A 25,956-nucleotide genomic window follows, 5' to 3' on the forward strand; every position below is an offset into this window, starting at 1 on the left:
AAGCTACCCATACAGTTTAACGCCTTGCTATCTGAGCCAGTAGCATTATTTCGTATTAAAAAGAATAACTAAACTGTGCTGTAATTGCCTTCTGAGTCGGAAACAGATCGAAGTTTTGCAGCTCTCCAGGAATTGTAGCGCCGTTATTTTTCGGATCCTGTTGGTAATACTCTAAGCGATACGACATTTCATGACCGCCCGATAATCTATGGCCAAATTTAACCCCAATCGTATAAGCCGACATATCACCGATACGATAATCGGCACTGGCAAACTCTGGCAGTGGCGTATCAGCCGTCAAGAAAGGTTGATAGAAGTTAGCCGCAGTTTGTTGGTAATAGCGCAGATGTAATTGACCATAGAAATTGCCGGTAAAGTAATACCGATAATGGGTTTCTAAGGTATGCGATGTGAGGTCCCAGTCATCGGTATTATAACGATAGGAAAAATCCACCACACCCGCATCTAATGCGCCTTTGGTCATCACGTAAAAACTGTGCTTCAAGCGCGAATCGGGGCGGCTCTCATACAATAAATCCTGAGTAATGCCGTTGTTATCCACCACACTGAGCACCTTGTAGGGATCAGTTAAATAGCCATTCACACTCGACAAGCCGTAATTGGCCTGCAACAACCAGCGCTGACTAAGCACTTGGGTGATACCTAACATCACATCCGCGGTCTGCTTATTATCACTGCCACCTTGACGGGTCGCATCGAATGCGCTGCGATAAGCTTCCTCACTGGTGAAGTTATCGCGAATGACCATCGAAGATAAATCCACCGGACGACCGCCAACGGGGTCAACCACATCGAAACTATAAGCCGTACCTAAAAATAAAGTGGTGTTGTCTTTATTGAACCCTCGCTCAATTCCGGCATTGATGCCCATTGACATATAATCAAACTCTTTCGAGCCATATGCGCCAACATTGAGTTTCCAATCTGGTGTTAGCACTTCACTCCAACCGACATTGGCTTGTACGCGAGTATCGTGAAAAGTGTCATCTAACGGCGTTTCCCCCGCTGAAACATGATATTGCCCATTACCTGATGGTCGAGTAAACGTTTGGCTGGTACTTTGGGCCACAGCGCCCGATGCTGAAGGACCCGTTAGACTGTCAACCACGAGTTTGAGATCCAGCACACTGTCATCGCCAAAGGCTTTTTGCGCTGTGCCTATAGCTTCGATGGCTTGTACTCTATCTTGCTCACCGTAATACATTAACGCAGCATCGATCTTCCAGTCGTCAGCTTTTTTAGATAATTCAGTCGCATGGCCACTTGTTGCAAACAGTCCACAACTGGCTAATGCGAGAGCACCCGCTATCTGCTTCGATTGTCTTGTATTTATTGGGTTCTTTTTTTGGGTCATAACTGACAACACCTGTAGGTCACTTCAATCTATTCAATACCGCGGGATTTCGCCCCAGATTTTAGAACATCTGCTCGTCACATTTGTTTTAGTACGTCTGTTCATTACATCTGTGCATTACATTTATTCGTTACATCTCAGGGCAAATAACACCAACGGAGAGTTTAGTTACAGCCACATCCGCCACCGGCAAATGCACGACCGCCGCTACTGCCTTCTTTACTAAAATAAATATGATCATCGAGTGCTAAGTCGAGCTTTTCACTGTCGAGCGCCATATCGCTGCGGGCCAACTGGCCTTTCTCCCACGGCTGCACTCCTAAACTTGAACATCCACTCAAACCTATGATGAGCGTTACTGCGACTAATGCGGGTTTAAGCATAAATTACTCCTTCAGTAAATTGACGAGCTCTTGCTCGTATTCAGCGGTTTTATCGGCATAAAAGCCAACATGATGCTGTACTAACTGACCTTGTCGATTGAACATAAAACTGCTCGGCATGCCCAGCAAATCGAAACTGCGCGCGACATCACCTTCTGGATTGAAACGCACTGAAAAATTGGCAGGGACTTGTTTTAAGAATTCCTGGGCTAACTCGTTATCTGTATCTAAGTTGATAGCGACGACAGCTAATCCCTGATCTTGATACTTTTTTTGTATTTCATTCATCCAAGGAAACGATTTACGGCAAGGGCCACACCAGGATGCCCAAAAATCGACATAGACGACTTTGCCTTTAAACTCACTCAGGGAAACAGCTTGGTTTTGCGCATTAAACACTTGATAGTCCAGCGATGGCGCGGCTTGTACGCCTGCGGCCAATAAACTGAGTAACAATAATATTTTCTTCATAGCATATTCCGCGTTAACGATTACGTTCGAATCTATTAACTGAATCTTAAGGTTTTCTTAAACAAGCTTATATAAGTTTAATTAACCTGCTCGCCCAGACTCACCACGCGAATGAACCATAGTCATCTGCATGGCCTTAATCACATGAGTGCTGATTAAGTGACCGATTTCATCCAAAATGGCAAATGTGAGACATTTTGTCCCATTAGAAAAAGTGAAATTAGATCTGCGTCATGTTAATTAAATGTCAAAATCAGTTCGGTCACATCTCTTAAAAATTCTTGATATACATCAATAATCTTTACACTCCAACGGCCTAAACTGACACTGTCAATTATGTAAACCCTTACCAATTTACATTTAAATAACAAAAAAGGTTGACCCATGGACACACATGCAGCCCTATATGAACAGGGAAAGGCGCGCTTAGATGCGTTACGCCAATTCGCTCCCCGTCAACAACAATCGCTGATTGAGAAAATGCAACAGCACGGCATTAGTCGCCGTGATTTTATGAAGTGGAGTGCCATGGTGACGAGCATGCTCGCATTACCCCTCCCCTTTAGTAACTTAGTAGCCGAAGCTGCCGAATTAGCCGATCGTGTACCCTTAATCTGGTTACATATGGCCGAATGTACTGGCTGCTCCGAATCTTTAATTCGTACCGATACCCCCAATCTAGACTCACTGATTTTCGATCATATTTCCTTGGAATATCACGAAACCTTAATGGCTGCAGCGGGTTGGCAAGCCGAAGAAAACCTCGAACATGCACTCGAAACCTACAAGGGCCGCTATTTACTGGCCGTTGAAGGGGCGATTCCGACTGCAAATAACGGCAGTTTCTTAACTGTGGGTTGTAAAGGCCACACAGGGTTAGAAATCATCAAGCATGCTGCCGAAGGCGCCGCCGCGATTATCTCTGTCGGCACTTGTGCGGCGTTTGGTGGGGTGCAAGCCGCTTATCCAAACCCAACGGGGGCTAAAGGCGTGCATGAAGTGGTCAGTAAACCCGTGATTAACTTAGGCGGTTGCCCACCGAGTGAAAAGAACATAGTCGGCACTTTGATGTACTTCATCATGTTCGGAAAATTACCTGCGCTGGATATGTTTAATAGACCTAAATGGGCTTACGGCGCACGGGTACACGATAACTGTGAACGCCGCGGCCGCTTTGATGCCGGTGAATTCGTTGAAGAATTTGGCGATCACGGTGCGAAAGAAGGTTACTGCCTTTATAAAGTCGGTTGTAAAGGTCCTTACACCTACAACAACTGCCCAACCGAGCGCTTTAACCATCACACTAGCTGGCCAGTACTCGCTGGACACGGTTGTATGGGTTGCTCAGAACCTAACTTCTGGGACGATATGGCTGACTTTGAAAAACCCCTTGGCCGTCAACTCCTCCATGGATTGGATGCGACCGCAGATACTATTGGTGCGGTGATTTTAGGCGCGACTGTGGTGGGCATTGGAGCCCATGCCGTTGCCAGTATTTTTGCCAAACCGCTGGAGGAATAACCCATGAGCAAGCGCGTTGTTATCGACCCTATCACACGTATCGAGGGTCACTTACGTATCGAAGTCGAAGTTGATGAAAATAACGTCATCAACAAGGCTTGGTCATCCTCCACACTTTGGCGCGGTATTGAAGTCATTCTCAAAGGCCGCACGCCTATGGATGTTGGCCTTATTGTGCAACGTATCTGTGGCGTATGTACCTATTCCCACTACCGCTGCGGTACTGAAGCGGTTGAAAATGCGTTAGGAATTCAAATTCCATTGAACGCAAGATACTTACGTTCATTAATGCAAACCTCTTTATACATGCACGACCATATTGTCCATTTTTACCATCTACACGGCTTAGATTGGGTTGATGTGGTTTCTGCACTGAGCGCCGATCCTGCTAAAGCGGCACAAGTTGCCCTGAAATACACAGACCATCCCATAGCGGCGGGTGAAGGTGATTTAAAAGCGGTACAAGAAAGAGTTAAAGGCTTTGTCGAAACGGGAAAATTAGGTCCATTTGCCAACGCTTATTGGGGCAACGGCACGTATAAATTTACCCCAGAGCAAAACCTTATCGCGCTATCTCACTACCTTAAAGCGCTTGAAGTACAACGTGTTGCGGCAGAAATGCTAGCCATATTTGGTGGTAAATCACCACATCCACAATCCGTTGTTGTCGGTGGTGTAACTTCGGTGCGCGACATGCTCAGCCCTGCTCGCCTACAGGAATGGAAGCAAAAACATGCGACAGTAACTGACTTTATTCTGCGTGCCTATCAAGCAGATATCGTGATGGCAGCCGAAGCCTTTGGTACTGAACCTAGCGTGTTGGGCGGCGTAAACGTGAAAAACTTCATGGCGACCGATGACTTTGTCTTAGCCAATGGCGAATACATGTTTAATCAAGGCGTGATCATGAATGGCGACCTTGCCGGCGTCAGTGATGTGAATCCAGATCTGATTGCCGAAGACGTCAGCCACGCTTGGTATAGCGCCGATGCACCGCAGCATCCCTATGACGGTACAACGATTCCTAATTACACTGGTTTTGTTGAACGCGACACTGTCTACGGCAAATTGCCAACACTGGATGGTGATGGCAAATACTCATGGGTGAAATCTCCCCGTTATCAAGGTGAACCTGTCGAAGTGGGTCCACTCGCCTGCCTATTGGTGAGTTATGCCCGCGGTAACAAGGTGGTCGTGGATTCGGTCAATGGCCTGCTCGCTCGCACAGGTCTACCCGTAGCGGCTCTATTTACCACTTTAGGTCGCACTGCAGCCCGTATGTTGCAGACTGTCATCGTCGCCCAAGAAGGGTTAAAAACCTTTGATGCGCTGCTGACGAATATCCAGTCCGATGAATCTACCTATGTAAAACCCAATATTGATCCAAATAAAGAGTATGTAGGTCACGCCATGATCGAGGCGCCACGCGGCATGTTAAGCCACTGGATCCGCATTAAAAATGGAGTGATTGAGAACTATCAAGCCGTGGTACCGACGACCTGGAACGCAGGTCCTGTGGATGCCAACGGTAAAATGGGTCCCTATGAAGCCTCTTTAATTGGTTTGAAACTGGAAGATCCTACTAAGCCCCTTGAGGTGATACGTATTATTCACTCATTTGACCCTTGCATGGCGTGTTCTGTACACGTAATGGATTTCAAAGGCCAAGCATTGAGCGAGTTCCGTGTCAGTCCCAATGGTCAATAATCGAGGGAGGGAACGCAAAATGAACCATTCTGCAACCCGCATTCGGACACTGATTTTTAGTCCGGCAATACGGATTTTTCACTGGCTCAGGGCACTGTCAATTCTGGTGCTAGTGATCACCGGATTCTATATTGCTTGGCCGTTTCTTGTGGCGCCTGAAAGTACGGACGTACTCGTACAAGGCTGGATCCGCTTCGCTCATCTGATTTGCGGTTTTGTACTAACCGCAATCACTTTAGTGCGCTTCTACCTGTATTTTTTCAGCCGAAGCGACATTGAGCGGCGCTCATTTCGCGATGTGATGAGTGTAAAAAGCTGGATCACTCAGCTGAAATCTTACTTATGGATGGGGCACTTACATAAAGCCGGTGTCTATGGACCGCTGCAATTTGTGACTTATGTAGCAATCTCACTGGTCGCGCTTGTGATATGTATAACGGGTCTGGTGTTGTATGCCAATGTGTATCACCAAGGTTTAGGTGGCATGCTTTGGGGCAGCGCCGCTTGGATTACGGCACAAATGGGTGGGCTGGCACAAGTTAGGATTTGGCATCACTACCTCACCTGGGCATTTGTTATCTTTGTAGTTATCCACGTCTATATGGCGGTTTGGTCAGGGATACGCTTCAAACATAACTCAGTTGACTCGATTGTCTCTGGCTATGACTACCCAAAGCCAGACTCACACCACTAGGAGTCCAATGAAGATATTGCTACTCGGTATTGGCAATGTCCTGTACGCCGATGAAGGCATCGGCGTACATTTTGTCAATTATATAGCTGATAATTATCAGTTTACCCATGAGTCCCACCAGCTAACGCTGCTCGATGGCGGCACCTTGGCTCAGGGACTTATCCCTATTATTTGCCAATACGATTATTTAATCGTGGTCGATACTGTTAACGCCAATGGCGTAGAAGCCGGCGAAGTCTATTTCTTCGATTTTGATAAAGCGCCGAAGGAAATCGACTGGCAAGGCAGCGCCCATGAAGTCGAAATGCTGCAAACCCTCAATATGATGGAAATGGTCGGTGACAGGCCTAAAACCTTCGTGCTTGGCGTCACCCCAACCGTGCTCGAACCTATGGTGCTAGGCTTGACCCCTAAAGTCGCCGCCGCGGTACCTTTAATGGAATCAAGCTTGTTATCCCACTTAGCCTCCCTTGGGTTCACTGCGACGCGTGTTGCCGAGCATAGTATCGACTCGCTGATCCCTGACTCTTATAAACGTGGCGTTACTACTGGTGAAAGTATATAGAAGATGAAAAACATCAGATTTGATTTTACCTGCTCACGTCAGGTGCCTTTGTACGCGCATTTATGTAATCAATATCTAAATTATGATGAACTAAATATCAGCATAGGCTGTGATGGTCAACATAGCTCAGGTCAATATAGTGCTGGCCAACATGACTTTGGCCCCCAAAGCTATTTTATTGAAGCTCAGGGCGAGCAAAACCAACTAGAACAATTGGCCGATGCCATTGCCGCGGACTTTTTGATTTCCGCTTGGTTGATTGACTCTAGCATTAAAGTCATCGACGAGCCCCAAGGCAGTAAAACCTTACTGCCCTTTCCACAGTCTGGATCAAGCCCTGCCATAGTGCCTTTTTGCCAGCATTGTTATCCGTTGATTGGCGATAATCAGTCGGCTAAGTTTGGCACACTCGATTTAATTTGCCCTTGCTGCAAGGGCGAAACACAATTAACGTCCGCACAAAAAGCGTTAACCTTGTCAGATATTAAAGCCATGGCACAGGGACTGCTGACACAAGGTCCACTGACATTAGCGGCCGCCGATAATCTGCAACTTTGTCTGACACCGTTTGCTCAGCCCTTAGGCGAGCGGCCACAACTGTTAATTTGTAATCCCAATACGCTGAATGCCCATTTTTGTCTGAACGATGCGCAGGTACTCGCGCTTTCGAGTATTGAAAAGCCGCTTATCTGCGCGAGACCCACGCAAGAACACGACAAACTCAGTGCACCACTGTACGACATTTGCTTTGCCTACAGCCGAGTGATCTTAGTGCTCGGGGAAGTATTACGACAAAAAGGGGTCGATTGGGTTTACATTAAAGGGCCGCATAATAGGCCAAAGCTAGCGTGGGTCGATGGTGCTTGGGCACAAATCGCCAGTCACGATTTAAGCTCAACACAGGTTCAAACCAAGCACTTTATCGCTCCAGAACCCTTAAGGGAAAAAGTCAGTTTTCACGGCTATCAAGCCCAATGGCAAGCGGCGAAACGTTCACGATCGCACCAAGGCGAACTGAGTGTGGCAGTATTGACTCAAGTAGCGTCAAGTGAAGACAGTGATATTCATTGCACTAGTATGCTAAGCGATAATAATCAAAATACAGTCAACACAGAAAATCACACCCTTGCAGACGCAGCGCTATTCAGTGCGCTGCTCAACGGTAAGTTTACCAGTCATAAACAGGCAAAAAATGCCGCGGTCATTTACTTAAGCCATACCCACGCCAGTCAAATTGTCACCTGCGATAATAAGGGCGACACTGAACTCTTCTTTGCCCTGCCCGAGCTGCCCGATAACGGTTACGAAATCTTCCATCAACTGGACAGCAGTCCGCAAAAAGCCGTAGCGCAAAAATTTAAGAGCCTGTTCCCCGAAGATTACCTAAAACTTTTAAGCCTGAAGCTTCACGGCAGACGGGACAACTTACAAAGCCTGTGGGCGATTGCTGCCATATTAATTGGCCTTAATACACAAGAAGAGACTCAAAGCCAAGCAAGGCTCAGCGATGCACTCATGGCCGCTGCCATGCGCTACCACGGTGCCAATGCACCGCGTATCGATTATCCGCTGACCAAAGGTGAAGCCCACCGCAGCCTAAATTGGTGTAAAACCTTAGGCACTGTCTTAAGTTTTCGTATTGCGGGTAATGACGATCCGAGTCAGCTCGCCTTTGCGATGCAAGACTCGCTGGCGGACTATTTATCTAACTGGATCGAGCATATCGATTTAAATATCGGCGTGCACAATATAGCCTTAGCGGGTAATGAATTAATCAATGAAACCCTGTGCAAACGCATCAGCTTACGCTTAGGCAAAAACTTTCCCTTAGTGATCAATCGCAGCCTAGATTTAGACGGCGATAACTTAGCCGTTGGGGCACTTTACGTTAAGCAGCGCCAACTGAATGCCCATGATTAGGAGGCCAAAAGTTAAGTCACAACGCATGAAGCCACATAGGCATAATAGTCGCCACAAAAAGCACAGTGACCTGCAGATAAAACGAAGGCTCGCGTTGGAATACCTTGTCCACAAGGGAGCCACGTTAAAGCGTTGTCAGTTGCACGTCACTGGCATAGTACAAGGGGTGGGATTTCGCCCCTTTGTCTATCGTTATGCCCTTGAGTTTCAACTGACGGGCACTGTGCTCAACAATGCCAAGGGCGTGACCATTGAGCTGCAAGGTAATGATGAAAACCTCACTCGCTTTATCACTGTACTCAATACCACTCCACCGCCACTCGCCCGTATCGACAATATCAGCCAAATACCACTGCCGATTTTATTAAGCGAAAGCACGTTTGAGATCATAAAAAGCGACAGCCATGAGGACGATGACCCAAGTTCACCGATAGGTGCACTGGTGGCGGTATCGGCAGATAAAAGTACCTGCCAAGACTGCATGAACGATATACATAATCCTGATGACCGCCACTTTGGCTATGCCTTTACCAACTGCACTAACTGTGGCCCTCGATACACGATTATCAATGCTTTACCCTATGATAGACACCACACCGCCATGGCCGATTTTGACATGTGTCCCGAGTGCGCCAAAGAATATCAAAACCCACTCGACCGCCGCTACCATGCCCAGCCCGTGAGCTGCCCCGCCTGTGGCCCCAGACTCAGTTTAAAAACACCGCAAGGGGAATACATCCTTCCCAGTGCCTCAAATGTCAGCGCACCTGAATTGAGTACGGACCTTGCGGTACTGACAGCAGCGGCTGACAGATTACGCCAAGGGCAGATTCTGGCAATTAAAGGATTGGGTGGATTTCACTTAATCTGTGATGCCCGAAGTGACAATGCCGTCAACGCACTCCGGCTGCGAAAACAGCGCCAAGCCAAGCCGCTAGCGGTGATGATGGCGGATATCACCATGGCGCAGCACTATGTCACAGGGACGGATGCCGAGTGGCGAGTGCTGAGTTCGCAGGAAAGGCCCATAGTGCTGATGAGCAGCCGAGCCGAACATGATCTCAGCTTAGCTGTCGCCCCCAATCTGAATAAACTCGGGGTATTTCTGCCCTACACACCGCTACATCATTTGCTATTAGGTCTCTTCAAAGGGCCATTAGTTGCAACCAGCGCCAATGTTTCCGGTGAACCTATCATCACTGATTGTGATGAGCTTATTAGTCACTTAAGCCATGTGGTAGATGCGATAGTCGATCATAATCGGCCGATTATTAATGGCTGTGATGACAGTGTGGTGCAAGTGATCCAGCCGCAACTGGATTCCTCCGCAGAGGTGCAAGTATTGCGCCTCGCCCGCGGCTATGCACCGTTAAGTTTCCCCTTAGAGATACCGCTGACCCAATCAATTTTGGCCGTGGGCGCACAACAAAAAAATGCCATTGCCTTAGGCTTTGGCAATAATGTGTTTTTAAGTCCCCATATTGGCGACCTGTTCAGTGTCAGCGCCGAGCAGTATTTTGAGCGCACCTTAGCCACTTTTGCTCGGTTGTATCACTTTACGCCAAATCTTATTATTTGCGATAAACACCCAGATTATGCCCCTTCACGCTGGGCTGAAATGCACTCAAACTCGAGTGTAAAACTCAGCGATACCCGTCAAAATCAATGTTTATCGGTGCAACACCACCATGCCCATGTGCTCAGCGTAATGGCAGTTAACCAATATCGAGATCCCGTATTGGGCTTTAGTTTTGACGGTACTGGGCTTGGGGAAGATGGCAGTTTATGGGGTGGTGAAGTGCTATTAACTACGCTCGATAAAGCGCAGCGACTGGCCCATTTTGAGCCTATAGCCCTGCTAGGCGGCGAGCAAGCCATTAAGCAACCCGTGAGGTTGTTACTGGCATTATTGTTCGAGCAAATGAGCCTCGATGCTGTGCTCGCATTACAATTACCTATATTAAACAACATGCGCCCAAACACTCTGGCTAACTTACATAAGATCTGGCAGAACGGCAGCGCGATAAAAACCTCCTCTGTCGGGCGACTGTTCGATGCCCTCGCCTGCGCCTTAGGTTTAATCGAAACCACACTGTTTGAAGGCCAAGCGGGCATGGCAATAGAAGCCGCGGCCAATCGCGCCGATGCATTAGCCCTTGAAGTCATTTCGCTTAACTTACCTCTTGACATCGACCAGTGGCGAAGCAGTGAGATGTTCAAGCAAATTGTTGAATTGATTACAGCACAACCGCTAACAGACAATAGATGCTATGCCATCGCCCGCGCCTTTTTACACACATTAGGTGATGCTATCTGTGATTATGCAGCCCAGTATCAACACCTCCCAACCGTGCTTTGCGGTGGCGTATTTCAAAATAAATATCTATTGGAATACTGCCTGAGCAAGCTCAGCGCCCAAGGAAATAAAGTGTTATCCAGTAAACAGATCCCCATCAATGATGGCGGCATCGCCCTAGGCCAACTTTGGTATGGCATTCATCAGAGTCAATAACCTTACTTATTTGATAAGCCCTGATGTTCACTCGCCATTTTTATCCCCATAAACCTGACGAACATCAAAGATCCGTAGCGCAATTTGTATCACACTCAACATTAGCGCAACCAAATTAACGATTCGTACATCAATCATTATTTGTCAGGCAAAGTCCTCGTACTCTGCCGATACAAGGAGAGGTAAAATGTGTAAAGACTGCGGCTGCTCCCTTACCCGCCACGACCATGATCATCTAGGCGCGCATGCCCATAGCCATGAGCATAATCATGACCATTCACATACTCATGAGCATAGCCATCAAGAGTTACACACAAATCCTCAGTTAAACGATAAAAAAACCTTGTCAGTCATCCACAAAATTTTAGATAAAAATGATGTCGAAGCTGGACATAACCGCGCCCACTTTGAGGCACATAATATTACTGCCTTCAACATCATGAGTAGCCCGGGCAGTGGCAAAACCACCCTATTAGAAAATCTCAAAGAATACACGCAGCTCAACTATGCGGTGATCGAGGGCGACTTAGAAACCTCACGCGATGCCGACCGCCTCATCGCTAAAGGCATTAAGGCCTATCAAATTCAAACGGGCAGCGCCTGTCACCTCGACGCCTTTATGGTGCACGGTGCCCTACATCATCTGCCGCTTGAAGGACTCGATATTTGCTTTGTCGAAAACGTCGGTAATCTCGTCTGCCCAGCCAGTTATGATGTGGGCACTCACAAAAATATCGTGCTGCTATCAGTGCCAGAAGGCGATGATAAGATTGAAAAATATCCTGTGATGTTCCGCCGCGCCGATGTAGTTTTTATCACAAAGTGCGATCTACTGCCCTATTTTGATTTCAAGATGGACGAAGCCAGAGCGCAGCTTAAAAAACTCAATCCAGCAACTCAAATTATTGAAGTCTCAATTAAAGATGGCGACTCCATGCAGGCTGTAGCCGCTTGGCTTAAAGACAATATTCGAGGTGCACAATAATGTGCTTGTCCATACCTTCCCAAGTGGTGGCGGTCGATATTGAGCGCCAGAGTGTCACCGTCGATACCTTAGGCGTGCGCCGCGATGTCAGCAGTCATTTAATGAATGAGCCACTGGAAATTGGCGACTATGTGTTGATCCATATTGGTTTTGTGATGAACAAAATTGATAAGGAAGATGCGCAGCAAAGCATTGATCTATACAAAGAAATCGTCACTAAGCTTGAAAATGAAGCCATACACTGACCATCAGCAGTGCAGGATTAAGTCGCAAGGCGCACCCCTATCGAGTGCACCGAGGAAAAAGCATGCTTGAACTAAAACACCTCTATCAAGGCTTTCGCGATCCCCAAACGATTGCCAATTTAGCACGGGATATTCAGTTAACCGCTAAATTGGTTAAGCAACAAATCAATATCATGGAAGTCTGTGGTGGCCATACTCATACGATTATGAAATACGGCTTGCTAGATTTACTGCCAGATAATATTGAATTTATCCATGGTCCTGGCTGCCCAGTGTGCATTATGCCTAAAGAGCGCATCGACCAAGCCGCGGCGCTTGCCTCCCAAGAAAATGTTATTCTTGTGACCCTGGGCGATATGATCCGCGTGCCCGGTTCTCAAGGCTCTTTAGCCAGTTTTAGGGCCAAGGGCTGCGATATTCGCCCAATTTACGATCCCTTAGATACGCTCAAAATTGCCCGCGACAATCCCGATAAAACCGTAGTGTTCTTCGCCATTGGCTTTGAAACGTCAACCCCAATGACAGCAATTTTGTTACAACTGGCCGAACAAGAAAAACTCGAAAATCTACTGTTTCATATCAATCATGTATTAGTGCCACCCGCAATTGATGCCGTAATGCACGACCCAAAAGCCAGAGTGAACGCCTTTATCGGCCCAGCCCATGTGAGCGTGATCAGCGGCGCAAAAATCTATCGCAGCACAGTCGAAAACTATGGCACGCCCGTGGTTGTCGCAGGATTTGAGCCCGTCGATGTGATGGAGTCGATTTTACGGATTGTGCGCCAAAAAGCCGCAGGTAAAGCGGAGCTCGATATCCAATACAGCCGCGCAGTATCGGAGGACGGCAACCTCACGGCGCAGGCCAAAGTAAATCAATTCTTCAATGTCAGACCGCAATTTCGCTGGCGTGGCCTAGGCCCAATCCCCAATTCAGCGCTGCAGCTCAAACCCGAATATGCCCACAGGGACGCCGAACTGCGCTTTAAAGACCGACTACCCGTGAAGGAAATTGACGATCACAAGGCCTGTCAGTGTGGCGATATTCTTCGTGGGCTTGCTAAACCAAAGGACTGTAAAGTTTTTGGACGCGGCTGCAATCCCGAAACGCCCTTAGGTAGTTGCATGGTCAGCTCCGAAGGTGCCTGCAATGCCTATTACCGCTATCAAGGTATCGATATCAAGGAGCCACATCATGGCTGATACGCTTAAAGATAAATCCATTCAACTCAGCCACGGCGGTGGCGGCAAAGAAATGAATAAACTGATCCGTGATCTGTTTTTTGCCGAGTTTGATAACCCAATCCTTCGCAGCGAAGAAGACGCTGCTAAACTCGATTTGCACGGTGCCAACGCCTTTACCACAGACTCTTTCACCGTATCCCCTTTATTTTTTGCCGGCGGTGATATCGGCAAGCTCGCCATCGCAGGCACAGTCAACGATCTCGCTATGATGGGCGCAGAACCTCAGTATTTGAGTTGTAGTGTGATCATCGAAGAAGGCTTTTCTATCAAGGATTTAACGACGATTGTCCGCAGTATGGCGAAAGAATTAAAACACAGTGGTGCACGGATAGTCTGCGGCGACACTAAAGTCGTACCCAAGGGGTGCGCCGATGGTTTATTTATTAATACCTCAGGCATTGGTCGTATCTTGCGTCCCAATATTTCCGCGGCAAATGTCACCGTGGGCGATGCCATTATTGTCTCCCGTGATATTGGTTGCCACGGTGCAGCGATTTTAATGGCACGTGAAGGACTCACGCTCGAATCAGCATTGCAAAGTGACTGTGCGACGCTCTGGCCCATAGTCGAGCAATTGATCGCCGCCAATATTCCCATTCATGCGATGCGCGATGCGACTCGCGGTGGCTTATCGGCTGTACTTAACGAATGGGCCATTGCCTCCAATGTTGGCATCACAGTGAATGAAGCCAGTATTCCCGTTAGCGATGAAGTCAAAGGTCTGTGCGAGCTCTATGGTTTCGAAGCCATGGATCTTGCCAACGAAGGCACTTTCATTCTCGCCGTTCCCAACGACATCGCCTTAGGTGCGCTCGAGATCATGCAACGCTTTGGGCGCTGTGAGCATGCAGCGATAATCGGCACTGTGAGTGAAGATTTAGTGGGGAAAGTCGTACTAAGAACGCCTTGGAATACTAAGCGTTATCTCGATCTTCCCCAAGGTGAACTGCTGCCAAGGATTTGCTGATGCACGAATATTCGATTGTGAGTGCCCTGATTGAGCAATGCGAACAGCACGCTCAGGCCAATCATGCCGATAAAATCACCCGAGTGGATATCAAACTGGGAGTCATGAGCGGGGTTGAACCTAGCCTGCTACAAACGGCCTTCGATACGTTTAAGCTCGATGGGATTTGCAAAGAAGCCCTACTCAATATGCAAATTCAGCCGCTAGTGATACTTTGTCAAGACTGCCAGACTGAATCCGTACTGAGTGAGCGCACGGTCGTCTGCCCTGCATGTCAAAGCTTTCGTACTCGCGTACTCGATGGCGAAGATATGTTACTGATGCAACTTGAGATGGAACAGAACGAGGATTAATCATCCACGATACGCATGGTTAACGACAGCGCTATTGATAAAACGCTCTATAAATAAAGAGTGCTATCAATAAATAACGCCCTTCAACACAAAAATGGCTTCGAGCAATCAGAGCTCAAAGCCATTTTAAACCACACTATTTCAGTCACGCTACAATCAGCCGTAAATAGAAGCTTCACCCTCTGGGCGCGTCTTGAGCAACCGCAGGAACCACATATACTGCTCTGGATAAGCTAAGATAACTTGCTCGACCACTTTGTTCAGTGCCAACGCTTCGTTTTCTTTGCCCATCATGTCTTCAGGCGCAACGGCCGCCATCACGGTGAGATCAAATTGGCGTGTCGCTTGGTTGTAGCCAATCTTTACTGGCAGCACTTGAGCATTACCCGCCTGCGCTAAACGCCCAACAACAGGTAGCGTTGCCTTCACTGTGCCTAAAAAAGGCGCAAACACGCTTTGTTCAGGACCTAAGTCTTCATCGGGAAGATAAAAGAAACTGTTACCGCGCTTAAGCTCAGCCAATAACGCCCGAATGCCCGCCTCGCGCATATACACATGGCCACCACAACTGCTGCGTACACGATTACTAAACCAATTGAATAACCCGTTTTTATGGGCTTTGGCCATAGTCACCATAGGCAACTCAAGGTTAAGGCGTAAACCAGCATAATCGATTGGCCACACATGGGGCATGATAAAAATGATCGGTTGCCCCGCAGCCTGCGCTTTAGTCACATGTTCAAAGCCGATTAAATTAACTCGACGACGTAAATGCGCTTTTGAGCGCACCAGCAATTCGCCCTGTGCTAACAACACCAAAACGAAGTTTTGCACGTTCTCACGGATTAACACTTCAATCTCGGCGGCGGATTGTTCAGGAAAGCACGCCCTTAAGTTGGCTCTCGCAACGCTAATGGGCTTTTTAGCAATTGGCATCACTATTTTTGCCAATAATCTTGCAATAGGATCACGCAGCCATGCGGGCATGAGTCCGAAAATCACTAATAGACCAATCACTAACCAAGTGGCCCAGTATCTAGGGTGTAATAAGGCGAGTTTAAAACGACGGTCAAAATGTTTGGGCTGTCTTGACAAAGAATTCACCTCAGACAGTGGATAAAAACAATGGAGATATTGCACGAAAAAATAAACAGGAAAGCCACTCTCTAAGGAGTGGCTTTCCCATCAAACAAACGAAATTACTTACCCGTGTTTGCTGCTTCTACACGAGTTTTCAGCTTTTGGCCGGGACGGAAAGTCACGACACGACGAGCAGAAATTGGGATATCTTCGCCTGTTTTTGGGTTCCTTCCCGGTCTTTGATTCTTGTCCCTAAGGTCAAAGTTGCCAAAGCCAGATAACTTGACCTGCTCACCACTTTCAAGTGCGCCCCGAATCTCTTCAAAGAACGACTCAACCATCTCTTTGGCGACACGTTTGTTCATTCCGAGTGTTTCAAAAAGATGTTCTGCCATTTCGGCTTTGGTAAGTGCCATACTTTAATCCCTCAACGATGCGTTGAACTCGGACTTAAGGGCAGAAACGACTGAACCAACGGTCTCAGCAATCTCTTTTTCCTCAAGCGTACGAGTAGTGTCTTGTAATGTAAGTGCTATCGCCAGGCTCTTCTTGCCAGGTTCAACACCTTTACCTAAGTATACATCGAACAAGTTTATGCCAACCAACTGATTTTCGCCAACTTTTCTTATCAATTTCATTACATCACCTGCAGATACACTCTCATCTACTACGACTGCGATGTCACGACGATTAGCTGGAAACTTAGATACAGCTTGGGCTAGCGGCAAACTGGTATGCAATAAAGCATCCAATTCCAACTCAAAAACGATGGTTTTACCATTGAGTCCAAAAGGCTTCTCCAAACTAGGATGGATTGCACCTATATGACCGATCACTCGATCATTTCTCAATATTTCAGCACATTGCCCCGGATGGAGAGCAGAATGCGTCGCTCCTCTAAAGCTAAATTCTGATGCGGAAACTGTCAAGCCGATAATTGCTTCTAAATCACCTTTAAGGTCGAAAAAATCAACAGTTTTCGATTCCATAGCCCAATGTTCATCATTTTGGAGCCCAGTAATGACACAAGCGAGCATTGCTTGCTGTCTTACACCGGATTCTGCATTGATATCAGGAACAAAGCGCAGGCCAGTTTCAAAAAGTCTCACGCGACTCTGTTGACGACTTTGGTTGTAGCCAACGGCGGCCAATAAACCGGTGAACATTGACAGGCGCATGGCCGACATTTCACTGGAAATTGGGTTTGGTAACACCATAGCGTCTAAACCAGGGTGAACCAGATTTTGCAGTTTTGGATCGACAAAGCTGTAGGTTACCGCTTCTTGGAAACCACGAGCGACCAATAAGGCACGCACGCGTTTTAGGCTTAAGTCAGATTCTTTATGATCTGACATACGCAGTGCGGCAACAGGCGCCGTATTCGGGATATTGTTATAACCGTAAATACGGGCAACTTCTTCGATCAAATCTTCTTCAATCGCCATATCAAAACGATAAGTCGCGGTAGTGACCTGCCAACTATCTTGGCCAACAACCACACTAAAACCTAAACGTCGTAGGATTTCAACGACATCGCTATCAGGTACATGGTGACCTAAAATTCGATCTAACTTGCTGCGACGTAAAACGATTTGTGCAGGTTTGGGTAAATCAGCCTCTGATTTAGCCTCAACTACAGGGCCAGCTTCACCGCCACAGATATCCAGAACTAAACGCGTAGCACGGTCGATAACCTTGTGTTGCATCTCAGGGTCAACACCACGCTCAAAGCGGTGTGATGAATCTGTATGCAAACCTAAACGACGTGACTTACCCATAATGGCAAGCGGCGCGAAGAACGCACATTCAAGCAGTATGTCTTGGGTCGTGTCGCTCACGCCTGAATATTCGCCGCCAAACACACCAGCAAGGGCTAATGGACGCGCATCATCGGCGATCACTAAGGTATCGCATGGAATCGTGACTTCGCTGCCATCAAGCAGGGTGATTTTCTCTTCGCCAGTGCCTAAACGCACTTGGATATCGCCCGTTAACTTGGCAAGATCGAAAGCGTGCATAGGTTGACCGAATTCAATCAACACAAAGTTAGTGATGTCTACGATAGGATCGATAGAGCGAATACCGCTACGGCGCAGTTTTTCCTGCATCCATAATGGCGTAGGCGCTTTCACATTGACGTTTTTAACCACACGGCCTAAGTAACGTGGACACGCAGCAGGCGCGTTAACGTTAATCGTGACCTGTGCATCTGTCGTTGCCGTGACGGCTTGCCACTGTGGCTCAACCACTGTTTGGCGGTTTAACACGCCCACTTCACGGGCAAGACCTGCCATACCTAAGCAATCGGCACGGTTAGCCGTTAAGTCTACATCGATAACGGCATCATTAAGTTGCAGATAGTCGCGGATATCAGTGCCTAATGGCGCGTCCAATGGCAATTCGATAATGCCATCGCTTTCGACGTTAATGCCAAGCTCGCTGTAAGAGCACAACATGCCTTCTGATGGCATGCCACGCAGCTTGGCTTTCTTGATTTTGAAATCGCCAGGTAATACGGCGCCAACCATAGCCACGGCCACTTTAAGACCCTGACGGCAGTTTGGTGCACCGCAGACGATATCGATAAGTTCGCTACCACCAACGTTGATTTTGGTCACGCGCAGTTTATCGGCATCGGGATGCTGACCACACTCCACCACTTCACCAATCACGACACCGCTAAAATCGGCAGCAACGACTTCAACGTCATCGACTTCGAGACCGGCCATAGTGATCTGGTGGGATAATGCTTCACGGCTGACTGAAGGGTTTACCCATTCACGAAGCCAAGATTCGCTAAATTTCATGCTATTACAGCTCCGTTATTTAAATTGCTTCAGGAAACGTAGGTCGTTTTCAAAAAACGCACGTAAATCGTTTACGCCGTAACGCAACATAGTTAAGCGCTCGACACCCATACCAAAAGCAAAACCAGAGTATTTTTCTGGATCTATGCCAACGCTGCGCAGCACATTCGGATGTACCATACCGCAGCCAAGCACTTCTAGCCATTTACCATTTTTGCCCATCACGTCCACTTCCGCTGAAGGTTCAGTGAATGGGAAGTAAGATGGACGGAAACGCACTTGCAGATCTTCTTCGAAGAAGTTACGCAGGAAGTCATGCAAAATGCCTTTCAATTCGGCAAAGTTCACATGCTCATCAACCAAAAGCCCTTCCACTTGGTGGAACATAGGCGTGTGAGTTTGGTCGTAATCGTTACGATAAACACGGCCCGGAGAAATAATGCGTAATGGTGGCTTTTCAGTTTCCATAGTACGGATTTGCACGCCCGAAGTTTGGGTACGCAGCATCAGTTTAGGATTGAAATAAAAGGTATCATGATCAGCACGCGCAGGATGGTGCTCAGAGATATTCAGTGCGTCGAAATTGTGGAAATCATCTTCAATTTCAGGCCCCTGCTTTACCGAGAACCCTAATTCCCCGAAAAAGGTTTCGATGCGCTCAATGGTTCGAGTCACAGGATGTAAGCCACCGATCTCTTGGGTGCGGCCTGGCAAAGTCACATCAATCTTTTCAGCGATTAATTTGGCTTCCAATTCCGAACTTTTCAGACCATCGATGCGCTCAGTTAATTTTTGTTGAATCGCCTGTTTAGCATCATTGACCGCTTGGCCAAAGGCTGGCTTTTCTTCAGGGCTTAAGCTACCCATCATTTTCATCATGTCGGTGATCTTACCTTTCTTACCAAGGTAATCGACACGGATATCATCCAGTGCTTTTAGATCACTGGCCTGGTCAATAATGACTAAGGCTTGTTCTACGATCTCAGTTAACTGCTGCATTTTCTCTTCCACTGCATAGTCGCGCTTGATAAACAAGTGCTATGGGCGCCAAACTTTCAGGCTATTTGGGTGCTCAGGTTATCGGGCGTTAATGCCAGACGCTTTGCTAGCTATAACGAAATAAAAGGATAGAAATTTTACGCGAGCGAGCGGCATATTACTAGGGCTTATTGGGGGTTTTTATCATGCAAATTCATGTGTTACCCCAGTTCAGAGCCTGAGTTTTGCTCAAGGGGAAACCCAAACCTCAATTCTGACGTAAACAACTTCCGCTTTCAGCCACTAGCAGCATTTGTAACTAAACTGTAAACTCACATCTGTACCTTGCCAAAATTGCAGCAAACAACACAATAACGACTGCAATTAGACTACATTAACCATATAAATCATTACAAAACAGAAAACTATAAAGTCTATGGCAAACTGACCGATATAAATTCGGTTTATAGCCCATTTTATCGAGGCACTCATGAAAGAAGTAAAATTTCGCTGGATAGATCAATATCTTATCCATATGACCTTAAAAACTAAATTCGCTATTCTCTCTATCGTTCCCATGTTAATGATTGTCGGACTGGCGCTTTTCCTAGATAACCAATCCCAGCAAACCTTAATTCAAGGACAGCTCAACAGTCTGCAAAATGCTTCACAACAAATCAACCAAGTCACTGGCAGCTTATATAACAAACTACCAGAGCCAGAACGCCAAACTATCCTTAATCAACTTAGTCGCGAAATTGAAGGTAATGTCAGCATTGTTTCGGTAAATGAAGCCGACAGTAAAGCGCAATCCATCGCTCGCAGTGGCGGTGGTATCGATGATAGCGGTAAGCAACCTAGAGCTGTGAGTCGGGTTAACGATCAAAACCTGATCACGATTATTCCCCTAGACAGCAAAGAAATTGATGCCTTGCTCGCCAACGATAACCTGCTGGTTTATGGCCTAATGGCGGCACTCTTGTTTGTGCTATTTTTGTTCAGCTATTACATTTCAACCTTCGTAGGCGGCGCACTTTATACGACGGTGATGGCATTAAAACGGGCCGCATCGGGTGATTTAACGGGGCGTTTAAACTTCTTCGAAGTGAAGGACGAGTTCAGTATCTTAGCCATCAGCATAGATACCTTAGTAGAACGTCAACATACCTTAGTAAAGCAAATCGCAGAATCGACCGCTAAAATACGCGAAGTTGTATCATCGTTTCGTAGCACAGCGCAGCAAGGCCAATCCTTGGCGGTAAACCAGAGACAACATCTGGACTCCTTAGCGACGGCAATGGAAGAAATGACTGCCGCAGTGAAAGAAGTTGCCCGCAATGCCGAACAATCCTCAGCCGAAACCCAAGAAGCCAATCAACAGGTTAGCGCGGGCGGGAAAGATATTGAAACCACAGTTAAGGCCATCGATGTGTTATCGGATGAGATCTCCGCGGCCTCAAATGCGGTGGGTGTACTCAATGACAACGCCAGTAAAATTGATGAAGTGGTGTCAACCATTAATGCGATTTCCCAGCAAACCAACCTACTGGCACTCAACGCGGCAATTGAAGCGGCACGCGCCGGTGAACAAGGTCGTGGCTTTGCCGTGGTGGCCGATGAAGTACGTACTTTAGCGGGGAGAACTCAGGCCGCAACGGTTGAAATCAAAACCATGATCGAATCACTTCAATCGGGTACTCGCAATCTGACACAAGTGATGTCACGTACTGTGAATCAAGCTAATGAAGGTAAACAACACGTACTGCAAACGGGTAAAGACTTAGAGTTTATCGCCCACCACAGCAACAAAGTGTTTGAAATGAGTGTGCTAATTGCGACCTCGGCCGAAGAGCAATCGGCAGTGGCCAACGAGATTGCGACTAACTTAATGGAAATTCGCAACCAATCACACGATGTGGAGCAATCGGCCAACCAGTCGGTTTCAGGTTGTGATGAGCTGCAAGCAACAGCTGGTCAACTTGATCAGTTGATGGTGGGATTAAAAATCTAGTCGAGCATTATTTGATGGAATTTAAATTCACTTAACACCCAAAATGCACAAGGGAGCGAATCGCTCCCTTGTTGTTTTCATTCTGACGGTCACGTTCCAATCAACAAGTGTCGTTTCAATTAATAAGTTAATTTTCAATCGATAACGCTACAGCAAAATGAATTCACGTCTGTTAATCAACGTCTTTAAGTGGCCATAGCACGATATGATCTTCAATATCCTTCACGCGTCTTTCATCCACCACCTTGCCTTGGATCGACATACCCGCTAAATGCATCGCTTCTTTGGAGCCTGTGAGCAGCGGATGCCAACTCGGTAGCTCACGCCCTGCCGCTAGGCGGCGATAGGCACAACTGTCGGGCAACCAAGTTAACTCATGGATATTATCAATCGTGATCACTGTACATTGGGGGACATAGGTGAAACGGTCACTGTAATGCTGACAGCCTGCCGTTTGATGATCGAGCAAAAGGCAAGCTGCATTGGTGTAATACAAGTCTTCGGTTTCATCATCTATCAACTTGTTTAAACAACATTTACCACAACCGTCACACAGGGATTCCCACTCGGTTGTGCTCATCTGCGCTAATGTTTTACTCTGCCAAAATGCCATGATTAACTGTATCTTCTTAATAAAAAACCCGCTCAATGCGGGCTATTTTACACTAATTTGTCGTCAGATACGCAATGCCACTGAGATTAACGAGTGTGGTTTCACGCGCCTGAGCTCATTAGCAGCGTCTTGATGCTACCCAGTTAATCTTTGATCCCAAGGCTCAGCTTATGCTCAGCCAATAAATTCACCTGAGGTGGTGGAATTTGTAAATAAAAGCCATTTTCTGCCATTGCTGCTCTGACTTTATGTATATCTGCCATACCTAACGCATCGCGTTTAGCGATAGGAAACACCATCACCAACTTTGGCACGCCAAACATTTCCATCAAAGGCACTGGAACATCGTCAAAACAATCTCTTTTCTTCACAAATAAATAAGTATCAGCCTTTCGGCTACTTTTATAAACGGCACATAGCATAAGAATCAAATATCCAATAGTTCAAACTTGCCAGTCAATGGGGCACACTATAACATGGTCGCCTAGTAATTTAATTGTAAAATCAGCGAACCGACTGATGATTTCTGGAGAATAGTGCCGGGATGTCAAAACCTAGCTTAGAGTTAAAAGGCGCTTCTTTTACTCTTTCAGTGCTTCATATTAATAGCAGCGATTTACAAGCTGTCATGACTGAATTAGACCATAAATTGGCACAGGCTCCTCAGTTTTTTCTGGGTGCTCCTTTAGTCGTCAATCTGAGTGCCATTCAGCACGACAGCTTGAATTTAAGTGCGTTAAAGGATCTGCTGATCTCACGTCAATTAGTGATTGTTGGCATAACGGGCGCGACAACCGTACTCAGTAAACAAGCAAAAGACTTAGGCCTTGCCATAGTCAAAGCGGGAAAACAGAGCAGTACCCCGCCGCCGGCCCCGCGCCAAACTAAAATAGTGAAGCAAAATATTCGTTCAGGCCAACAAGTCTATGCAAAAAATGGTGATTTAATCATATTTGGTGCGGTAGGCAATGGCGCAGAAGTCATCGCAGATGGTAGCATTCATATCTATGGCGCATTACGAGGGAAAGCCATGGCAGGCGCCGCGGGCGATACCAGCGCCGTTATCATTGCCCACTCTCTGGAGGCCGAACTCGTTTCAATAGCAGGGCAATATTGGCTCGCTGAAAATCTACAACAACATAGCTCAGATAAAAGCGGCTGCATTCGCCTAAACGGTGAGTCGCTTATGGTTGAATCATTGCCCCTCTAAATGGCAGAACAAAGGATAGAGAGAAACATGGCACAAATTATTGTTGTCACTTCAGGTAAAGGCGGCGTAGGTAAAACCACATCGAGTGCTGCAATTGCGACCGGTCTTGCCATGCAAGGACACAAGACAGTCGTTATTGATTTCGATATAGGTTTACGAAACTTAGACTTGATCATGGGTTGCGAGCGTCGTGTTGTTTATGACTTCGTTAATGTGATCAATGGTGAAGCCAATTTAAATCAAGCGCTGATCAAAGATAAACGCTGCGATAAGTTATTCGTTTTACCCGCTTCACAGACCCGTGATAAAGATGCACTGACCAAAGAAGGCGTCGGCCGTGTTCTAGACGATTTGGCCAAAGACTTTGAGTTTATTCTGTGTGACTCTCCCGCAGGGATTGAGCAAGGCGCTATGATGGCACTGTATTTTGCCGATATCGCTATTGTGACCACTAACCCAGAAGTCAGCTCAGTACGCGACTCAGACCGTATTTTAGGTATGCTGCAAAGCAAATCACGCCGCGCAGAACTGAATCTAGAGCCGATAAAAGAATATTTACTCTTGACTCGTTATTCACCGAGCCGTGTAAAATCGGGCGAAATGTTGAGTGTTGACGATGTTCAAGAAATTCTGGCCATTGAGTTACTCGGCGTTATTCCTGAGTCACAATCTGTACTGAAAGCCTCTAACTCAGGCGTACCTGTGATTATCGACCAAGAAAGTGATGCAGGTTTAGCCTACAGTGATACAGTCGCACGCTTACTGGGTGAAGATGTACCAGTACGCTTTATTACGGAAGAAAAGAAAGGTTTCTTACAACGGATATTTGGTAGCTAATTATGTCTTTACTCGACTATTTCAAAAGCAAGAAAAAGCCTAGCACTGCGGTAATGGCAAAAGAGCGCCTACAGATCATCGTGGCTCATCAACGTGGACAAAGGGACACTCCCGATTATTTCCCACAGATGAAACAAGAGATCATTGCCGTTATTCGCAAATATGTGCCGATTTCTGATGATCAAGTTTCTGTGCAGTTAGATCAAAACGACGCCAACCTGTCGGTACTCGAGCTTAACGTCACTTTGCCTGACAGATAAGTCGATGACACAAAAAATGTCATCTTCAATTGAAGATGACATTTTGATGTGGATGTTTTTCAGCGATAGCTTCAAGTACGAAATATTAAGCACTAGACCTCAAGCTTTGCTAAAGCCTCAGTTGCTAATTCCCCTCGCCAACCGCATAACACTGCCGGTAAATCCCCTTGTTGCTTATCCCAACGCCATTGCAAAAACTCATGGATATGACGTTTAGAACCGAGCATTTCCTGCGGCACATCATGCTTTTCACATAATTCGACCAAACAGCTTTTAATCGCTTTAAAGGCCGATTTGTAGCCTGATTTTAACGCCAATACATCCACTAACTCGGGTAAATTAACCAAATCCGCAGTTTGTAGCACACGTAATAAATCTTTGCCGTGAATGCGTTTTTCCTGTTCGGTCAAGTCATTGAGCTTAAACAAATCAGCCGAAGTTTTAGGTTGCTTCTTCGCTAATGCGATAAGACCATGATCTTTGATCACAAAACCTAAAGCTAAATCACGGACTAAGGCTTTTTCAAGGCGCCATTTGGCGAGCACTTTAAGGTAAGCCAATTGAATTTCAGTGAGTTGAAAAGCATTTTTCACTTTCAAATAGGCTGTATCGAGATCAGGATCGGCAAGCCTGCCCTGAGTCATCCTTTCCCCTTCCTCGTATAACCAAGCTAAACGCCCTTGGGCGCTGAGTTTCGCTTCAAGTTGAGGATAGAGCTGATACAAATACAGGACGTCATTGGCGGCGTAGCTTAACTGGGCTTCCGTTAAAGGACGACGGATCCAATCTGTACGCGATTCACCTTTATCGATTACTTCACCAAGGCAAGTTTCAACTAACTTGGCATAACCCACACCGTGGCCCATACCACACAAAGAGGCGGCAATTTGGCTATCAAACAAAGGCGTAGGCTGACATTTGCCATAGTGCGCAAAAACTTCTAAGTCTTCACTGCAGGAATGCACTAGCTTAACGATATTCGGGTCCGATAACAGCGCCCAAAACTGGGCTAAATCAGGTAAAGCGACCGGATCAATCAAAGCTAAGGTTTTACCATCATAGGCTTGAATCAAACCTAACTTGGCATAATAAGTACGAGTACGAACAAACTCGGTATCTAACACGAGTATCTTACTCTGTTTATATTGGGCAACGAGGGCATTAAGGCTTGCTTCATCACTCACATATTGAAACGCTGACAAATTCTTCTCCAGATCC

Annotated in this window: 25 protein-coding genes; 15 read left to right on the top strand and 10 right to left on the bottom strand. The window is 46.7% G+C overall.

Translation table 11 applies throughout. The annotated features are described in order from the left end of the window. Window positions 1-55 precede the first annotated feature (55 nt). The 3 genes from KO533_RS02115 to KO533_RS02125 form a co-directional block, all read right to left on the bottom strand. A complete protein-coding gene (locus tag KO533_RS02115; protein ID WP_173245241.1) occupies window positions 56-1,375 on the bottom strand; it encodes a DUF3570 domain-containing protein in 1,320 nt (439 codons plus the stop codon). A gap of 164 nt (window positions 1,376-1,539) precedes the next feature. Beyond that, entirely contained in the window at window positions 1,540-1,758 is a 219-nt protein-coding gene (locus tag KO533_RS02120; RefSeq protein WP_028760174.1) for a DUF4266 domain-containing protein, read from the bottom strand. Window positions 1,759-1,761: 3 nt separating this feature from the next. Then, window positions 1,762-2,229: a TlpA disulfide reductase family protein gene (locus KO533_RS02125; RefSeq protein WP_028760175.1), complete on the bottom strand. Its 468-nt coding sequence runs from the start codon at window positions 2,227-2,229 to the stop codon at window positions 1,762-1,764. 384 nt (window positions 2,230-2,613) lie between these two features. Between KO533_RS02125 and hyaA the strand changes: the two genes are divergently transcribed. The 11 genes from hyaA (at window position 2,614) to hypA (ending at window position 14,942) form a co-directional block, all read left to right on the top strand. Next, on the top strand, window positions 2,614-3,750 hold the full coding sequence (gene hyaA / locus KO533_RS02130; protein WP_028760176.1) for a nickel-dependent hydrogenase small subunit: 1,137 nt from the start codon (window positions 2,614-2,616) through the stop codon (window positions 3,748-3,750). 3 nt (window positions 3,751-3,753) lie between these two features. Beyond that, a complete protein-coding gene (gene hyaB, locus KO533_RS02135; RefSeq protein WP_028760177.1) occupies window positions 3,754-5,457 on the top strand; it encodes a nickel-dependent hydrogenase large subunit in 1,704 nt (567 codons plus the stop codon). A gap of 19 nt (window positions 5,458-5,476) precedes the next feature. Beyond that, a complete protein-coding gene (gene cybH / locus KO533_RS02140) occupies window positions 5,477-6,151 on the top strand; it encodes a Ni/Fe-hydrogenase, b-type cytochrome subunit (protein WP_028760178.1) in 675 nt (224 codons plus the stop codon). Window positions 6,152-6,158: 7 nt separating this feature from the next. Further along, window positions 6,159-6,716, top strand: coding sequence for a HyaD/HybD family hydrogenase maturation endopeptidase (locus KO533_RS02145; RefSeq protein ID WP_105252281.1), 558 nt, complete (start codon window positions 6,159-6,161; stop codon window positions 6,714-6,716). Between the two features lie 3 nt (window positions 6,717-6,719). Next, on the top strand, window positions 6,720-8,636 hold the full coding sequence (locus KO533_RS02150) for a NiFe hydrogenase (protein ID WP_219252684.1): 1,917 nt from the start codon (window positions 6,720-6,722) through the stop codon (window positions 8,634-8,636). A gap of 94 nt (window positions 8,637-8,730) precedes the next feature. Then, window positions 8,731-11,148, top strand: a complete 2,418-nt coding sequence (hypF, locus tag KO533_RS02155; RefSeq protein WP_219252686.1) for a carbamoyltransferase HypF — start codon at window positions 8,731-8,733, stop codon at window positions 11,146-11,148. 187 nt (window positions 11,149-11,335) lie between these two features. Then, window positions 11,336-12,133, top strand: a complete 798-nt coding sequence (gene hypB, locus KO533_RS02160) for a hydrogenase nickel incorporation protein HypB (protein WP_105252278.1) — start codon at window positions 11,336-11,338, stop codon at window positions 12,131-12,133. Continuing rightward, window positions 12,133-12,378 carry a HypC/HybG/HupF family hydrogenase formation chaperone gene (locus KO533_RS02165; protein WP_028760183.1) on the top strand — a complete coding sequence of 82 codons (246 nt, stop codon included), beginning with the start codon at window positions 12,133-12,135 and terminating at the stop codon, window positions 12,376-12,378. The genes hypB and KO533_RS02165 overlap by 1 nt, the downstream gene beginning before the upstream one ends. A gap of 62 nt (window positions 12,379-12,440) precedes the next feature. Beyond that, a complete protein-coding gene (gene hypD, locus KO533_RS02170) occupies window positions 12,441-13,580 on the top strand; it encodes a hydrogenase formation protein HypD (RefSeq protein ID WP_131525472.1) in 1,140 nt (379 codons plus the stop codon). Continuing rightward, window positions 13,573-14,589, top strand: coding sequence for a hydrogenase expression/formation protein HypE (hypE, locus tag KO533_RS02175; RefSeq protein WP_113939524.1), 1,017 nt, complete (start codon window positions 13,573-13,575; stop codon window positions 14,587-14,589). The genes hypD and hypE overlap by 8 nt, the downstream gene beginning before the upstream one ends. Beyond that, on the top strand, window positions 14,589-14,942 hold the full coding sequence (gene hypA / locus KO533_RS02180) for a hydrogenase maturation nickel metallochaperone HypA (protein WP_168824038.1): 354 nt from the start codon (window positions 14,589-14,591) through the stop codon (window positions 14,940-14,942). The genes hypE and hypA overlap by 1 nt, the downstream gene beginning before the upstream one ends. A gap of 156 nt (window positions 14,943-15,098) precedes the next feature. Here hypA and lpxM read toward each other — a convergent pair whose 3' ends face one another. The 4 genes from lpxM to pheS all read right to left on the bottom strand — a co-directional run bounded on the left by lpxM (window position 15,099) and on the right by pheS (window position 19,828). Beyond that, window positions 15,099-16,037 (bottom strand): lauroyl-Kdo(2)-lipid IV(A) myristoyltransferase, encoded by a 939-nt coding sequence (gene lpxM, locus KO533_RS02185; RefSeq protein ID WP_219233709.1) that lies wholly within the window; start codon window positions 16,035-16,037, stop codon window positions 15,099-15,101. 104 nt (window positions 16,038-16,141) lie between these two features. Continuing rightward, window positions 16,142-16,438 (bottom strand): integration host factor subunit alpha, encoded by a 297-nt coding sequence (gene ihfA, locus KO533_RS02190; RefSeq protein ID WP_006081370.1) that lies wholly within the window; start codon window positions 16,436-16,438, stop codon window positions 16,142-16,144. Window positions 16,439-16,441: 3 nt separating this feature from the next. After that, complete coding sequence (gene pheT, locus KO533_RS02195; RefSeq protein ID WP_219252688.1) at window positions 16,442-18,829, bottom strand: phenylalanine--tRNA ligase subunit beta; 2,388 nt, start codon at window positions 18,827-18,829, stop codon at window positions 16,442-16,444. Between the two features lie 15 nt (window positions 18,830-18,844). Next, entirely contained in the window at window positions 18,845-19,828 is a 984-nt protein-coding gene (gene pheS, locus KO533_RS02200) for a phenylalanine--tRNA ligase subunit alpha (RefSeq protein ID WP_006081368.1), read from the bottom strand. A gap of 469 nt (window positions 19,829-20,297) precedes the next feature. Here pheS and KO533_RS02205 point away from each other — a divergent pair, with 469 nt between their 5' ends. Next, on the top strand, window positions 20,298-21,818 hold the full coding sequence (locus tag KO533_RS02205; RefSeq protein ID WP_219252690.1) for a methyl-accepting chemotaxis protein: 1,521 nt from the start codon (window positions 20,298-20,300) through the stop codon (window positions 21,816-21,818). A 172-nt stretch (window positions 21,819-21,990) separates the two neighbouring features. Here the strand turns inward: KO533_RS02205 and KO533_RS02210 are convergent, their stop codons facing one another. Together KO533_RS02210 and KO533_RS02215 are read right to left on the bottom strand one after the other, a co-directional pair. Further along, the gene (locus KO533_RS02210) at window positions 21,991-22,431 is read right to left on the bottom strand and encodes a YcgN family cysteine cluster protein (RefSeq protein WP_028760190.1); all 441 of its coding nucleotides are present in this window, start codon (window positions 22,429-22,431) and stop codon (window positions 21,991-21,993) included. A gap of 143 nt (window positions 22,432-22,574) precedes the next feature. After that, window positions 22,575-22,853 carry a YcgL domain-containing protein gene (locus KO533_RS02215; RefSeq protein ID WP_028760191.1) on the bottom strand — a complete coding sequence of 93 codons (279 nt, stop codon included), beginning with the start codon at window positions 22,851-22,853 and terminating at the stop codon, window positions 22,575-22,577. A 122-nt stretch (window positions 22,854-22,975) separates the two neighbouring features. Here KO533_RS02215 and minC point away from each other — a divergent pair, with 122 nt between their 5' ends. From minC to minE, 3 genes are read left to right on the top strand one after another with little or no spacing between them, the layout of a single operon-like run. After that, window positions 22,976-23,641 (top strand): septum site-determining protein MinC, encoded by a 666-nt coding sequence (gene minC / locus KO533_RS02220; RefSeq protein ID WP_006086392.1) that lies wholly within the window; start codon window positions 22,976-22,978, stop codon window positions 23,639-23,641. Window positions 23,642-23,668: 27 nt separating this feature from the next. Continuing rightward, window positions 23,669-24,478, top strand: a complete 810-nt coding sequence (gene minD / locus KO533_RS02225) for a septum site-determining protein MinD (RefSeq protein ID WP_006086391.1) — start codon at window positions 23,669-23,671, stop codon at window positions 24,476-24,478. Between the two features lie 2 nt (window positions 24,479-24,480). Continuing rightward, the gene (gene minE, locus KO533_RS02230) at window positions 24,481-24,738 is read left to right on the top strand and encodes a cell division topological specificity factor MinE (RefSeq protein WP_028760193.1); all 258 of its coding nucleotides are present in this window, start codon (window positions 24,481-24,483) and stop codon (window positions 24,736-24,738) included. A 92-nt stretch (window positions 24,739-24,830) separates the two neighbouring features. Here minE and rnd read toward each other — a convergent pair whose 3' ends face one another. Then, entirely contained in the window at window positions 24,831-25,940 is a 1,110-nt protein-coding gene (gene rnd / locus KO533_RS02235) for a ribonuclease D (RefSeq protein WP_028760194.1), read from the bottom strand. Window positions 25,941-25,956 lie beyond the last annotated feature (16 nt).

It is taken from the genome of Shewanella sp. NKUCC05_KAH (genome assembly GCF_019345585.1).
Classification (GTDB): domain Bacteria; phylum Pseudomonadota; class Gammaproteobacteria; order Enterobacterales; family Shewanellaceae; genus Shewanella; species Shewanella oncorhynchi.